At 75.8% G+C, this 12,677-nt stretch carries 12 protein-coding genes; 8 read left to right on the forward strand and 4 right to left on the reverse strand.

What is annotated here, in order from left to right:
- Positions 1 to 22 precede the first annotated feature (22 nt).
- Positions 23 to 421 carry a hypothetical protein gene (locus ACSNOG_RS18605; RefSeq protein WP_436753770.1) on the reverse strand — a complete coding sequence of 133 codons (399 nt, stop codon included), beginning with the start codon at positions 419 to 421 and terminating at the stop codon, positions 23 to 25.
- A gap of 378 nt (positions 422 to 799) precedes the next feature.
- On the opposite strand from ACSNOG_RS18605, the gene ACSNOG_RS18610 reads away from it, so the two are divergent.
- From ACSNOG_RS18610 to ACSNOG_RS18630, 5 genes are all read left to right on the forward strand, one after another.
- The gene (locus ACSNOG_RS18610) at positions 800 to 2,329 is read left to right on the forward strand and encodes a hypothetical protein (protein ID WP_436753771.1); all 1,530 of its coding nucleotides are present in this window, start codon (positions 800 to 802) and stop codon (positions 2,327 to 2,329) included.
- 45 nt (positions 2,330 to 2,374) lie between these two features.
- Positions 2,375 to 2,965: a GNAT family N-acetyltransferase gene (locus ACSNOG_RS18615; RefSeq protein WP_436753772.1), complete on the forward strand. Its 591-nt coding sequence runs from the start codon at positions 2,375 to 2,377 to the stop codon at positions 2,963 to 2,965.
- Positions 2,966 to 2,976: 11 nt separating this feature from the next.
- Complete coding sequence (locus ACSNOG_RS18620; RefSeq protein WP_436753773.1) at positions 2,977 to 4,992, forward strand: DUF5107 domain-containing protein; 2,016 nt, start codon at positions 2,977 to 2,979, stop codon at positions 4,990 to 4,992.
- Between the two features lie 159 nt (positions 4,993 to 5,151).
- Entirely contained in the window at positions 5,152 to 5,733 is a 582-nt protein-coding gene (locus ACSNOG_RS18625) for a TetR/AcrR family transcriptional regulator (RefSeq protein WP_436753774.1), read from the forward strand.
- A gap of 134 nt (positions 5,734 to 5,867) precedes the next feature.
- The gene (locus tag ACSNOG_RS18630; protein WP_436753775.1) at positions 5,868 to 6,629 is read left to right on the forward strand and encodes an SDR family NAD(P)-dependent oxidoreductase; all 762 of its coding nucleotides are present in this window, start codon (positions 5,868 to 5,870) and stop codon (positions 6,627 to 6,629) included.
- On the opposite strand, the gene ACSNOG_RS18635 is transcribed toward ACSNOG_RS18630, so the two are convergent.
- Positions 6,619 to 8,007: an amino acid permease gene (locus ACSNOG_RS18635; protein WP_436753776.1), complete on the reverse strand. Its 1,389-nt coding sequence runs from the start codon at positions 8,005 to 8,007 to the stop codon at positions 6,619 to 6,621. The two genes, ACSNOG_RS18630 and ACSNOG_RS18635, sit on opposite strands and share 11 nt — an antisense overlap.
- Before the next feature lie 365 nt (positions 8,008 to 8,372).
- On the opposite strand from ACSNOG_RS18635, the gene ACSNOG_RS18640 reads away from it, so the two are divergent.
- Both ACSNOG_RS18640 and ACSNOG_RS18645 read left to right on the forward strand, forming a co-directional pair.
- Positions 8,373 to 9,581, forward strand: a complete 1,209-nt coding sequence (locus ACSNOG_RS18640) for a pyridoxal phosphate-dependent aminotransferase (protein ID WP_436753777.1) — start codon at positions 8,373 to 8,375, stop codon at positions 9,579 to 9,581.
- Between the two features lie 89 nt (positions 9,582 to 9,670).
- On the forward strand, positions 9,671 to 10,777 hold the full coding sequence (locus tag ACSNOG_RS18645) for an MBL fold metallo-hydrolase (RefSeq protein WP_436753778.1): 1,107 nt from the start codon (positions 9,671 to 9,673) through the stop codon (positions 10,775 to 10,777).
- On the opposite strand, the gene ACSNOG_RS18650 is transcribed toward ACSNOG_RS18645, so the two are convergent.
- Both ACSNOG_RS18650 and ACSNOG_RS18655 read right to left on the reverse strand, forming a co-directional pair.
- The gene (locus ACSNOG_RS18650; RefSeq protein ID WP_436753779.1) at positions 10,758 to 11,294 is read right to left on the reverse strand and encodes a GNAT family N-acetyltransferase; all 537 of its coding nucleotides are present in this window, start codon (positions 11,292 to 11,294) and stop codon (positions 10,758 to 10,760) included. The two genes, ACSNOG_RS18645 and ACSNOG_RS18650, sit on opposite strands and share 20 nt — an antisense overlap.
- Before the next feature lie 142 nt (positions 11,295 to 11,436).
- A complete protein-coding gene (locus ACSNOG_RS18655; protein WP_436753780.1) occupies positions 11,437 to 12,009 on the reverse strand; it encodes a TIGR03086 family metal-binding protein in 573 nt (190 codons plus the stop codon).
- A 124-nt stretch (positions 12,010 to 12,133) separates the two neighbouring features.
- Between ACSNOG_RS18655 and ACSNOG_RS18660 the strand changes: the two genes are divergently transcribed.
- The coding region (locus ACSNOG_RS18660) for a phosphatase PAP2 family protein (protein ID WP_436753781.1) at positions 12,134 to 12,677 on the forward strand (544 nt) is incomplete at its 3' end.

Raw genomic sequence — 12,677 nt, forward strand, 5'->3', positions numbered from 1 at the left:
TGCCGGGGGCGGTGCCGGAGGGTCAGCGCGGCGTGGTGCAGGTCACGACCGCTCTGATCGTCTCGGAGGCTCCTCCGACGGGGTTGGTGTTCGTGCCGCGGACCACCCAGCCGCTGCCCTCCTGGAAGGAGTCGGTGAAGAAGATGCGGAAGGCGTTGGTCTTCCCGCCGCCGCCACTGGGCACCCGGCCGGCCGGGCAGGACACGAAGGCGCGGCCGTTTCCCTGCGGTGCCACGGTCACGGCGGGGCCCTCCACCGGATCGAAGCCGCCGACCTCGGGCCCGTCCTCGGCGAACTCCCGGGCCTTGTCCGCCGCGGCGGTGGGCTTGTCGCCGGGGGCGTTCTCCGCCGTGGCGGTGGTGACCACACCACCGGTGAGCGCTGCGACTGCCGCCATGGCGAGGATCATGGTGCGCTTCATGCCGACCTCCTGTGTCGTGAAGCTGTGGGCGGCTTCCCGAAGGATGCGGAAGCTCCGGATCCACAAGCTACGGAGGAAGATGTGATCGAGTGCAGGGAGCCATGGTGGGTACGGCGGGGGCGTGCGGAGGCGAAGCCGCTTCCGCGGACTGGCTGACGCCCGGGGGCAGTGGGGCGCCCGGTGCGCCTGGGTGAACTGCGCGCTGCCGTAGGCCCGTTCCCTGTGCCACGGCTCTTGCACTGACGCGCCCCGTAAGTACCCCCCGCGCCCCTCGTGTGGTGGATGCCCCGCTTGTCCGGTTCGCGGGCACGCTGGGGCATCCAGCGCGCGGTGACAGCCGGTGCGCGCGTCAGGCCGCAGCAGGCAGAGGGGGCTCCCGTGCCCGACCCCGTCACGATCAGCATCGAACCGTACCAGGAGGGCACCGCGACGGCCGCGTCCCTCGCCGGTGACCTCGTCGCCCTCCCCGCCGTCCGCGAGCGGATCTCCGGATCCCGGCTGTGCGTCGCCGACTTCCGGCTCCTGGAGCGGGACCCCGGCACCGACGCCCCGTTCCGCGCCGTCGTCCACGACCCGGACGCCTACCGCTCCGTCGAGGTCACCGGCCGGCTCGACGACCTGGCGGGGGCGAGCGCCCGCGCGGTGCCCTTCCGGCCGCTGCCCGACCGCGAGGAGTTCGACCGGGCCGTCGAAGCCGTCCGCGCGCACGCGGAGTTCGGGCCGCAGCTGGCGGCCGACGGCGCCCTCGCATACCGGCCGATGCCGCCGCTCGCCGACGTCACCCACGCCGACGGCACCGTGGACCGCGTCGTCACCGTCGGCCTGCGCACCCCCGGCGGCGCCGTCAAGCACCGCATCGTGGGCGTCCGGACGAAGGACGGCACGGTGATCCCCGCGCCCGCGGGGGTGTCCGCCCCTTCCGAACTGGACTGCGTGACCGTCCCGCCCGCCGACGACTGCGCCGACCCGGCCGGCGGCCCGCGGGCCGTCCGGGTCAGGGTGCGCCGCGGCACCACCGAGCTGTGGAACCTGGTGGTCAACCGGCCCAGGACCTCCTCCGGCGTCAACGGCTCCGGCGCGGAGCTGCGCTTCGTCGACTACCAGGGCGAACGCGTCCTCTTCCAGGCCCACGCGCCCATCCTCAACGTGCGCTACACCAACGACCGGTGCGGGCCCTTCCGCGACTGGGCGAACGAGGAGGTCTGCTTCGAGGCGACCGGCTCCGACCCGGTCGGCCCGGGCTACCGGCTGTGCACCTCGGCGCCGCGCACGATCCTCGACACCCACAGCGACCGGGGCAACTTCCGCGGCGTCGCGTTCTTCCACGACGGCTCCGTGCTGCGCATCGTCAGCGAACTCGCCGCCGGCTGGTACCGCTACGTCACCGAGTGGCGGCTCGCCGACGACGGGGTGATCCGGCCGCGCTTCGGCTTCGCCGCCGTCACCAACCCGTGCACCTGCCTGGCCCACACGCACCACGTGTACTGGCGGTTCGACCCGGACGTCGGCGGCACGACGGCCAACCGGGTGGACGAGTTCAACGACGGCACCGGCTGGACGCCCGTCCTCCTGGAGACCCAGCGCACCCGCGACCCCGCGCGCCACCGGCAGTGGCGCGTCGTCGCCCCCGCGACGGGCCGCGGCTACGCCCTGGTGCCGGGCGCGAACGACGGCACGGCGGACGCCTACGGCGTGGCCGACCTGTGGGTGGTGCGCTACCGGGGCACCGAGATCGACGACGGACGCCCCTCCGACACCCGCGCCCACATCGGGAACTTCGTGAGCGGCGAGTCGGTGGACGGACAGGACCTCGTCGTCTGGTACGGCGCGCACTTCTTCCACGACGAGGCCGGGCCGCCGCCCCCCTCGCACGTCGTCGGCCCCGACCTCCGTCCGGTGGTGGTGTGATCGCGGCTCCTGCTCCCGGAGCGGGCCGGACCGTACGATGAAGCCGTGCCCGACCACGAGACGACCGACGCGCGGCCCCTCGCCGAGGGGGCGCGCGTCGCCATCCGGCCCGTCACGCCCGGGGACGGTCCGGAGTTCACCCGCCTGGTCCGGGACAGCGCGGCCCTGCACCACCCGTGGCTGTCCATGCCCACCACCGAGGAGGGCTTCGCGCAGTACGCCGCCCGCCTCGACGGGGAGCAGCGGGCGGGCTTTCTCGTGTGCCTGCGGGACTCCGGCCGCCCGGCGGGTTTCGTCAACGTCAACAACATCGTCCGCGGCGCCTTCCAGTGCGGCGCGCTCGGCTACGGCGCGTTCGTGCCGGCCGCCGGCCGCGGCCTGATGAGCGAGGGCCTCGGGCTCGTGCTGCGCCACGCCTTCGGCCCGATGGGCCTGCACCGCCTGGAGGCGAACATCCAGCCGGGCAACACGGCGTCGCTCGCGCTGGTGAAGCGGCACGGCTTCCGGCTGGAGGGGTTCTCCCCGGAGTTCCTCTTCATCGGCGGGGCGTGGCGCGACCACGAACGCTGGGCGATCACCGCGGACATGCTGCCGGAGCACCAGGACCGCCCCCCGGGACCGACCTCCCTGGCTTGAGAAAGGCTGCCGTGCCCACGACCATCCGACGCGCCGTGCTGTCCTTGCCCACCGCCCCGCCCGGCGCGGAGGATCCGCTGCCGTCCCTGCGCACGGCCGCCGACGTCCACCGCATCAGCGCGGAGCAGCGCAGGGCCCTGCCCCCCGACATGGCCCGGCAGGCCGGCCACGCGCCCCTGCGGTCCCTGCTGCCCGTGCGCCGCCGCGACCACTACACCCGCAAGCGCGCCCTCGCCGACCTCGACGCGATCGTCATCGAGAACGACCGGCTGCGCGCCACCGTCCTGCCCGGCCTCGGGGGGCGCGTGCACTCCCTGGAGCACAAGCCGACGGGCCGGCAGCTGGTCTACTCCAACCCCGTCCTGCAGCCCGCCCACTTCGCGCTCAACGGCGCCTGGTTCTCCGGCGGCATCGAATGGAACATCGGTGCGACCGGCCACACGACCCTGTCCGTGGCCCCGCTGCACGCGGCCCGCGTCCCCGCCCCCGACGGCGGCGAGATGCTGCGCCTGTGGGAGTGGGAGCGGCTGCGCGACCTGCCGTTCCAGGTCGACCTGTGGCTGCCCGACGGATCGGACTTCCTCTACGTCGGCGTGCGCGTCCGCAACCCCCACGACCGGCCCGCCCCCGTCTACTGGTGGTCCAACACCGCCGTCCCCGAGGAGGCGCGCACCCGCGTGCTCGCCCCCGCCGAGGCGGCCTGGCGGTTCGGCTACGAGCGCACCCTGAGCCGGGTCCCGGTGCCCGAGTGGGACGGCGCCGACCGCACCTACCCCTTGCGCAGCACGCACGCCTCCGACTTCTTCTACGACGTGCCCGGAAGCGAACGCCGCTGGATCGCCTCCCTCGGCGCGGACGGCCACGGCCTCGTCCAGACCTCGACCGACCTGCTGCGCGGCCGCAAGCTCTTCGTCTGGGGCTCGGGCCGCGGCGGCCGGCGCTGGCAGGAGTGGCTCACGGAGCCGGGCACCGGCGGCTACGCCGAGATCCAGGCCGGGCTCGCCCGCACCCAGCTGGAGCACGTGCCGCTGGAGGCCGGCGGCGCGTTCGCCTGGCTGGAGGCCTACGGGCCGCTCGCCGCGGACCCGGCCGCCGTGCACGGCGCCGACTGGGCGGCGGCCCGCGGCGAGGTGGCCGCCCGGCTCGAAGCGGCCCTGCCCCGCGCCGACGTGGACGCGGCGTACGCGGCGTGGCGTCCGTACGCCGACACCGAGCCGAAGGAGAGCCTGTACTGCGGCTCCGGCTGGGGGGCGCTGGAGGCCGAGCGCGGCCACTACGACCTGCCGGGCACGCCCTTCGCGCCCGCCACGCTGGGGGAGGAGCAGGAGCCCTGGCTGGAGTTCCTGCACCGGGGGGAGTTCCCGCGGCCGGACCGCGGCCTGCCGCCCGGGCCCTCGCTCGTGTCGCCCCGCTGGCGCGAGCTGCTGGAGACCATCGGCGACGGCGACCTGTGCGGCGCCTACCACCTCGGGGTCGCCCGCTGGCACACCGGCGACCGCTCGCAGGCCGTCCGCGCCTGGGAGGCGGCGGGCGGGCTGTGGTGGGCCAAGCGCTGCCTGGCCTTCGCCGACGCCGAGGACGGCCACCCCGAGCGCGCCGCCGAGCGCTATCTGCAGGCGTTCGGCGAGGCCCGCGCGGAGCAGCGCGAGAGCGCCTCGTGGACCGCAGCCCTGGCCACGCTCGGCCGCGAGGCGGCGGACGCCCTGCTGGCCGCCGGCCGGGCGGACGACGCCGGGGCGGTCCTGGACGCCCTGCGCCCGGCCGTGCGCGAGCGCGGCCGCTTCCGGCTGCTGCGGGCCCGGGTGCTCCTCGCGCAGGGGGACGCCGCGGCCGCGCGGGAGATCTTCGAAGCCGGCTTCGAGGTGGAGGACCTGCGCGAGGGCGACGAGTCCCTCGGCGAGACCTGGTACGCGATCGAGGCAGCGCTGGCGGCGGGGGAGGGGCCCGTCACGGAGGAGATCCGCGCCCGGGTGCGAGCGCAGGCGCTGCCCCAGGAGTACGACTTCAGGATGCGGCCGGCCCCGTAGGCATCCGCATCGGCATCCGCATCCGCCCGTAGCCTTCGTAGCCCCCGCATCCGCCCGCCCTGCCGGCCCGGCCGCCTCCCGCGGCCGGGCCGTGCTGCGCCGCGCTTTCTGGACCGTTCATTCTTGACCGAACGTTCTCGAATCCGCTACGGTCAACTCATGGCCAGGACCAAGGAATTCGACCCGGACGCCGCGCTCCAGTCGGCCGTCGAGCTGTTCTGGCGGCGGGGCTACGAGGCGACGTCGATGGCCGACCTCGTCGCCCACCTGGGCATCGCCCGGGCCAGCCTGTACGCGACGTTCGGCAGCAAGCACGAGCTCTACCTCAAGGCGCTGCAGTGCTACAGCGAGCAGCACAGCCCGCGCGTCGCCGAGGAGCTCTCGCGCCCGGGCCCGGCCCTGCCGGCCGTGCGCGGGCTGGTGACCCGCTTCGCCGACGAGGCGGCCGACGACGAGCTGCGGCGCGGCTGCTTCGTCACCAACACCGCCGTCGAGCTGGCGCCGCACGATCCCGCCGCGGCCCGCGGCGTCGAAGAGAGCTGGCTCGCCCTGGAGGCGGCGCTCACGGCCGCGCTGACGCGGGCCCGCGAACAGGGCGAGCTGCCCGCCGGCCGCGACCCCGCGGCCCTCGCCCGCATGCTGCTCGTCCTGATGCAGGGCATGCGGGTCGTCGGCAAGGCCGTCCCCGGCCGGGCCCGGCTGCAGGACGCGGCGGCACAGGCCCTCGCCCTGCTGGAGTGAACCGGAGGGCGAACCGGAGCGGACCGGAGGGCGAAGGTGACGGACTCCTGCTCCCTTTCCGGACCGCCGGCGCCGCCACGGCATCTCATGCACCACACACGCCTTTATTCGCCGCATCGCTTAGGAGTGCCGACATGACCGCACGTTTCACCGGCCGGACCGTCCTCGTCACCGGAGGCGGTACGGGAATCGGCCAGGCCGTCGCCCTCGCCTTCGCCCGGGAGGGCGCGCGGGTCGTGGTGGCGGGCCGCCGGGAGGAGCCGCTGAAGGAGACCGTGGCCTTCGTGGAGGCGGAGGGCGGCGAGGCCGTGGCCGTCACCGCGGACGTGACCCGCGCCGAGAGTGTCCGGGCCCTCGTGGAGCAGACCGTCGCGCGCTTCGGCAGCCTCGACGTCGCCGTGAACAACGTGGGCCTGGCCGTGCCCCCGGCCAAGGTGGCGGACGTGCCCGAGGAGGACTGGGACCGGATCGTCGAGACCAACCTCAAGGGCGTCTGGCTGTCCATGAAGTACGAGATCGGGCACATGCGCGCCAACGGCGGCGGTGCCATCGTGAACATCGCGTCCAACGTCGGCGCGCACCGCCGCAAGCCCGGCTTCGGCGCCTACACGGCCACGAAGGCGGCCGTCTCGGCCCTCACGCGCAACGCCGCGCTGGACCACATCGGCGAGGGCGTGCGGATCAACTCGGTGAGCCCCGGGCCCGTCGAGACGCCGATGTCCTCGCGCCCGGGCGAGTCCTCGCTCGACAAGGCCGACCGCATGCGCCGCGAGGTGCCCGTCGGCCGCGCGGGCACCCCCGACGAGATCGCGTCCGCCGTGCTCCACCTCGCCTCGGACGAGGCCGGCTACACCGTCGGCGCCGACCTCGTCCTCGACGGCGGGGTCACGGCCTGACGGCCGCCTTCTCCGGCGCTTCCCGCGTCTCCTCCGCGGCGGCGGCCCCCGCACCGGCCTCCGCCGCGGGGCGGCGGGCCGTCAGCCACACGTAGACGAGGATGCCCGCGAAGAGGAACAGCACGCCCTGGTAGACGGCCGCGTACCCGGCGCCCGCCACCAGCCAGAAGGAGAAGGCGAACGCGCCCAGCGCGAGCGCCATGTCCCGCACGAAACGCCCGGTGCGCACCTTGTCGCGCCGGCCCGTCAGCAGGAAGTACACCTGCGCGGCGGCGGCCAGCAGGTAGGGCACCGTCGCCGAGAACGTCGTGATGAGGACGAGGATCTCGAAGACCCCGCCCACGCCCGAGGTGTAGTTGACCACCGTCAGGCCCGAGGCGAGGACCGCGGCGGCGAGCACGCCGAACGTCGGCACGCCGCGCTTCTTCTTCCCGAAGGCGGCCGGGAACAGCCCGTCCTTCGCGGCGGCGTAGGGGGCCTGGGCGCTCATCAGCGTCCAGCCGTTGAGGGCGCCCACGATGGAGATCACGGCGCAGGCGGCGATCAGCATGCCGCCCCAGTGGCCGCCGAACATCACGTCGACCGCGTCGGAGAACGGCGCCGTCGACTCCACCAGCTTGTCGTGCCGGACGGTGCCGAAGACCGAGACGGTGCCCAGGAGGTAGACCAGTGCCGCGCCCACGGTGCCCAGGACGCTCGCGCGCCCCACGTTGCGCTCGGGGTCGCGGACCTCGCCCGCGCTCATCGCGGCGGACTCCACGCCCACGTAGGAGTAGAGCAGGATCGCGGCCGACGCGGTCAGCCCGCCGGTCCAGTTGCCGTCGGAGGTGGTGAACGAGCCGAGGTTGTCCGGGTCGAAGAAGAACAGGCCGACCACCGCGACGAACAGCAGCGGCACGAACTTCATCACCGTGGAGACCATCTGGACCGCGCCCACCCAGCGCGTACCGGCCAGGTTCGCCAGGGTCGGCAGCCACAGCATGGCCAGGGCCATGGCGAGGTCGCCCGCCATCGAGCCCTTGCCGGTCATGACGTGCAGGTATCCGACGCCGGCGACCGCGAGGGCCGCGTTGCTCACCCACGTCATGGTCCAGAACGACCAGGCGGACAGGAAGCCGGCGAAGTCACCGAAGGCCTCGCGCGCGTAGACGTACGGGCCGCCGGTCTTCGGATGGCGCTCCGCCAGGCGCCCGAAGACCAGGGCCAGGGCGATGGCGCCGACGGTCAGGACGCCGAACGCGAGCAGGCTGACCGTGCCGAACGGGGCGACGGACGCGGGCAGCAGGAAGATGCCGCCGCCGATGATGTTGCCCATGACCAGGGCAGTGGCGGTCGGAAGGCCGAAACGGCGGGTGTGCGTGCCGTCGGTGTCGTGCATGAGGGGGTGTGCCTCTCGGTCCAGCGGGCAGGTTCGCCAGGATGTGCGACACGACATGGTGACCGGAGCCGAGCAGTCCGCAAAATCCTTTGTTTTTGTCCCGCGGCCCCCGCCCGGCGGCCGCAAATGGTGCTGCGATCAGGGCTCCGGGCCGTGATTCGTCCAGCCGTCCCCGCACCGGCCCCCGCCCCGCGGGCCCTGCGCACGCCCCGGCCACGGGCGGACACCGTCACCCGCCCGCCCGTGTCGGCCCGCCCCGCACCCCCTGATCTGGGAAGGTGGACGGGGGCGGCAGCAGGCGGCCCCGGTGCCGCCGAGGCGCTGCCGCCCGGTGCGGACGGCGCGGCGGTCGGAGGTACGGACGGATGCAGGTCAGCTTTCCCGCGCTCCCGGCCGGCACCGCGCCCGAGCGCGGGCTCCCCGTGCTGCCGGAGCTCGCCGAGCGCCTCGCGAGGGCCGCCCGGGACAGCGCGCCCGAACCGGTCGGCGGCGGCCCCGCCCTGCGCGCGGCCGCCTGCGGCTACTGGGCCCGGCGCGGCCTGCCGACCGCGCCCCAGCACGTCCTCGCGGCGCCCGGCGCCCAGCCCCTGCTGCTCGCGATCCTCGCGGGGGCCGGCGGCGACGTCCTGCTCACCCGCCCCTGCGCCGCCTGGTACCCGCCGCTGGCCCGGCTCGCGGGCCGCCCCACCTACCACGTGCCCGTGCCCGCCGAGTGCGGCGGCGTGCCCGACCCCTTCGCGCTGCTGGAGACCGTGCGCCGGATCCGCGCCGAGGGCGGCAGACCCCGCGTCCTCGTCCTGTCGGTCGCCGACGACCCCACCGGCTCGGTCACCCCGCCCGAGCTCCTGCACGAGGTGTGCGAGGCGGCCGTCGCCGAGGAGCTGACCGTCGTCAGCGACGAGACGTGGCGCGACATGCGCCACGACCCCGGCGGCACGGTCTTCTTCGGCCCCGCCGAGATGTGGCCCGACCACGTCGTCGTCCTCAGCGACCTGACCGGCGGCCTCTTCCCCACGGCCTGGCCCGCCGCCGTCGCCCGCTTCCCGGCCGGAGGCCGCGGCCCGGTCCTGCGCGCCCGGGTCACCTCCGCGCTCGCCGCCGTACGGGCCGAGCTGCCGCCGCCCGTCGCCGCGGCCGCCGCCTACGCCCTCGACGAGCCGGGGCCCGTCACGGCCCGGACCGCCACCGCGGTCCGGATCTACGGCGCCCTCGCCCGCGCGGCCCACGAACGCCTCACCGCCGCCGGCGTCCTCAGCCGCCCCCCGCAGGCCGGCCCCTACCTCTACGCCGACCTGGGAGAGCTGCGCGCCGCCCTCGCCGCCCGCGGCATCACCGACTCCGTCGAGCTGGAGGCGCACCTGAGCACCGAGCTCGGCCACCCCGTGCCCGGCGGCCACCGCTTCGGCGACGACCCCGACGCCCTGCGGGTCCGCATCTCCACCCCGCCCCTCCTCGGCACCGGCGAGGACGAACGGCAGAGCGCCCTGGACGCCCCGGACCCGCTTCAGGAGCCGGGCGTGCGCGCCGCACTGACCGGTTTCGGCTCGGCCTTCGGCCGGCTCGCCGGCGGCTGACCTACCGTGGCCGCCCGTGCGAGACCGGCGCACACCGCGCCGGGCGCGCGCCGCACCGCCCCGGTCCCCCAGCGATTGGAGCCCCCTCGATGACCGAACAGACCGAGCGCCCGCTCGCCGAGCCGCGCCCGCTCGGCGAGATCCGCATCTGGCCCAAGTCGTTCGCCGACCGCCTCACGGCGCCCCTGCCCGGCGTGCGCGCCCTCGCCCGGCTGGCCCGCGAGGGGCGGCTGCGGCCCGGCGCCGAGGCCCTGCGCGAGGTCGCCGAACTGCCGGTCGCACCCGGCCCGCTGCCGGTCACGGACCCCGCCACGGCCGCGGTCACCTGGGCCGGGCACGCCAGCTGGGTCGTGCGCATCGGCGGTCTCACCGTGCTCACCGACCCCGTCTGGTCGCGCAGGATCCTCGGCACGCCGCCCCGGCTCACCCCGGTCGGCGTCCGCTGGGAGGACCTCCCGCCGGTCGACGCGGTCGTCATCAGCCACAACCACTACGACCACCTCGACGCCCCCACCCTCAAACGGCTGCCCCGCCACACCCCGCTGCTCCTGCCGGCCGGGCTGGCCCGCTGGGCGCGCCGCCGCCGCTTCACGCGCGTCACCGAGCTCGACTGGTGGGAGGCCGTCGAACTGCCCGGACCGGCCGGACCCGTCCGCTTCGACTTCGTCCCGGCCCACCACTGGAGCAAGCGCACCCTGACCGACACCTGCCGCTCGCTGTGGGGCGGCTGGGTGATGACCGCCCCCGCCGGGCAGCGCGTCTACTTCGCGGGCGACACCGGCTACGGCCACTGGTTCGAGCGCATCGGCCGCCGCTACGGCGGCATCGACCTCGCCCTGCTCCCGATCGGCGCGTACGACCCGCGCTGGATGCTGGGCACCGTGCACACCGACCCGGAGGAGGCCGTCACCGCCTGCCGGGACCTGGGCGCCCGGGCGATGGCGCCCATGCACTGGTCGACCTTCACCCTCTCCGCCGAGCCCCCGCTGGAGCCGCTGCGGCGCGTCCGCGCCGCCTGGGAGGCGACCGGCCGCCCGCGCGAGGACCTGTGGGACCTGCCCGTCGGCGGCTCCCGCGTCCTTCCGCGGTGGGCGGATCCGGCCACCGCCTCCCGGACCGCCCCGCTCCCCCTGGCCCTGCCCGGCAGCGACCCGGCGGGGGGCGTCCACGGAGGGCCTACGGCCGCGCCTCGATGACGTGGACGCAGACGGGCACGCCGTACTCCGGGTGCGTCGTCTCCCGCTCCTGCCGCATCCCCAGCTTGCGCATGACCGCCGCGGGGGCCTCGTGGCCGGTGCGGTGCACGCCCACGACCCGGGCGAGCCCGCGGTCACGGAAGGCGAAGTCCAGGACGGCGCGGGCGGCCTCGGTGGCCAGGCCGTGGTCCCAGAAGGGGCGGCCGAGCCGCCAGCCGATCTCCACGGCCGGGCGCAGCTCGGGCAGCTCGGCGGAGACGGACAGGCCCGCGTAGCCGGCCAGCCGGCGCGAGCGGCGCACTTCGACGGCGAAGAGGCCCACGCCGTGCTCGTCCCACTCCCGTTCCCACGCCGCGACGGCGGCCGAGGTCCGCTCCCGGTCGTGCACCGAGCCGTCGCCGGTCCAGCGCATCACCTCGGGGTCGGAGTTGACGGCGGCCATCGGTTCGAGGTCGTCCGCGCGCCAGCGGCGCAGTGTCAGGCGGGGCGTGAGGAGCGTGAGAGGGGAGGAGGCCATGGCGGCATCCTGCCCAGCCCGGCGCCGATGACACGGCGCCTGCCGGTCGGCCGTACGGGGAGCTGCAGGGGGCGGGCGGAAGGCGGCCCGGGTGAGCCGCCCGGGGAGAGCCGTCGGGGGAGGGGCGGTCCCGGGGGTGCCGTCAGACCCGGCGCCCGAGCCGGGCGAGCAGCACGGTCTGGGCGTCGGCCCCGGCCGGCGGCTCCACGGCCTCGGCGAACAGCCCCGTGCTCGCCAGGCTGTCGGCGTAGGGCTCCACCTCGCGCCGCGTGAGCTCCACCAGCGGCTTCGGCAGCTGCTCGTCAGCGCCGATGGCCCGGGAGAGGTCCCACGCGTGCACGACGGCGTCCGCCGCCATCTGGGAGCAGTAGCCACGGGCGTCGGAGGGTCCTGAGGACAGCTCCACCGTCCGCTCCAGGGCCCCGGGCGCGGCGAACGCCTCGCGCGCGGCGGCCTCCGCCGCGTCCCAGGCGGCCACCGGGTCGTCCCCCAGACGGTCGCCGTCCAGCGCGTCGCCGACGTCGTCGATGGACCGGCCCTCCAGCAGCGGCGGCACCCACAGCTGCTCCACGGCCAGATGGTTGACGAGTGCGCGTACGGACCATTCGGTGCAGGGCGTGGGATCGTCCCACTGATCGGGGCGGACGGCGTGCACGCGCTCGGTGAACAGCGCGAGCGCCTCCCGGTGCCGGCTCAGCAGCGTCGCATCGGTCATGGCCCCCATTGTCGGCGCGCGGCGCCCCGTGCGCCCGCCCGCGGGTCCCTCCGGCGGTCCGCCGGGCGGGTCGGGGCGGCCGGTCCGGCGGCGTCGGATCGTGCCGGCGGGGTACACGTGGGCCATGCGGAAGATCGTGAGTTCCTGGGACCGGGCGGCGTTCCTCGCGGTCGCCGCCCGGCACTGGCCCGGCGGCGACCGCGTCCTGCCGCGCCTGTCGCGCAGCGCGGACCACGGGCTGCTGTGGTTCGGCGTGGCGGCGGGCGCGGCCCTGGCCGGCGGGCGGCCCGCGCGGCGCGCCGCCCTGCGCGGGGTGGCGTCGCTGGCCCTCGCCTCGGCGACCGTGAACACGGTGGGCAAGAAGTCGGTGCGGCGGCTGCGCCCGGTGCTGGACGCGGTGCCGGTCGTCCGGCAGCTGTCCCGGCAGCCCTTCACGACGTCGTTCCCCTCGGGGCACTCGGCGTCGGCGGTCGCCTTCGCGACGGGCGTCGCGCTGGAGAACCCCGCCTGGGGGCTGGCCCTGGCACCGCTCGCGGCCTCGGTGTGCTTCTCGCGCGTCTACACCGGTGTCCACTATCCGGGTGACGTGCTGGTCGGCGCGGCGCTGGGCGCGGGCGCGGCGTTCGCCGTGCGCGGCATCGCCCCCACCCGCTCCCAGCTCGCACCCC

It is taken from the genome of Streptomyces sp. URMC 124 (genome assembly GCF_051386455.1).
Classification (GTDB): domain Bacteria; phylum Actinomycetota; class Actinomycetes; order Streptomycetales; family Streptomycetaceae; genus Streptomyces.

Coding starts and splice junctions, on each gene's coding strand:
- ACSNOG_RS18625 (WP_436753774.1), top strand. CDS start 5,152: ATGGCCAGGACCAAGGAATTCGACCCGGACGCCGCGCTCCAGTCGGCC.
- ACSNOG_RS18655 (WP_436753780.1), bottom strand. CDS start 12,009: ATGACCGATGCGACGCTGCTGAGCCGGCACCGGGAGGCGCTCGCGCTG.
- ACSNOG_RS18640 (WP_436753777.1), top strand. CDS start 8,373: ATGCAGGTCAGCTTTCCCGCGCTCCCGGCCGGCACCGCGCCCGAGCGC.
- ACSNOG_RS18645 (WP_436753778.1), top strand. CDS start 9,671: ATGACCGAACAGACCGAGCGCCCGCTCGCCGAGCCGCGCCCGCTCGGC.
- ACSNOG_RS18605 (WP_436753770.1), bottom strand. CDS start 421: ATGAAGCGCACCATGATCCTCGCCATGGCGGCAGTCGCAGCGCTCACC.
- ACSNOG_RS18635 (WP_436753776.1), bottom strand. CDS start 8,007: ATGCACGACACCGACGGCACGCACACCCGCCGTTTCGGCCTTCCGACC.
- ACSNOG_RS18630 (WP_436753775.1), top strand. CDS start 5,868: ATGACCGCACGTTTCACCGGCCGGACCGTCCTCGTCACCGGAGGCGGT.
- ACSNOG_RS18650 (WP_436753779.1), bottom strand. CDS start 11,294: ATGGCCTCCTCCCCTCTCACGCTCCTCACGCCCCGCCTGACACTGCGC.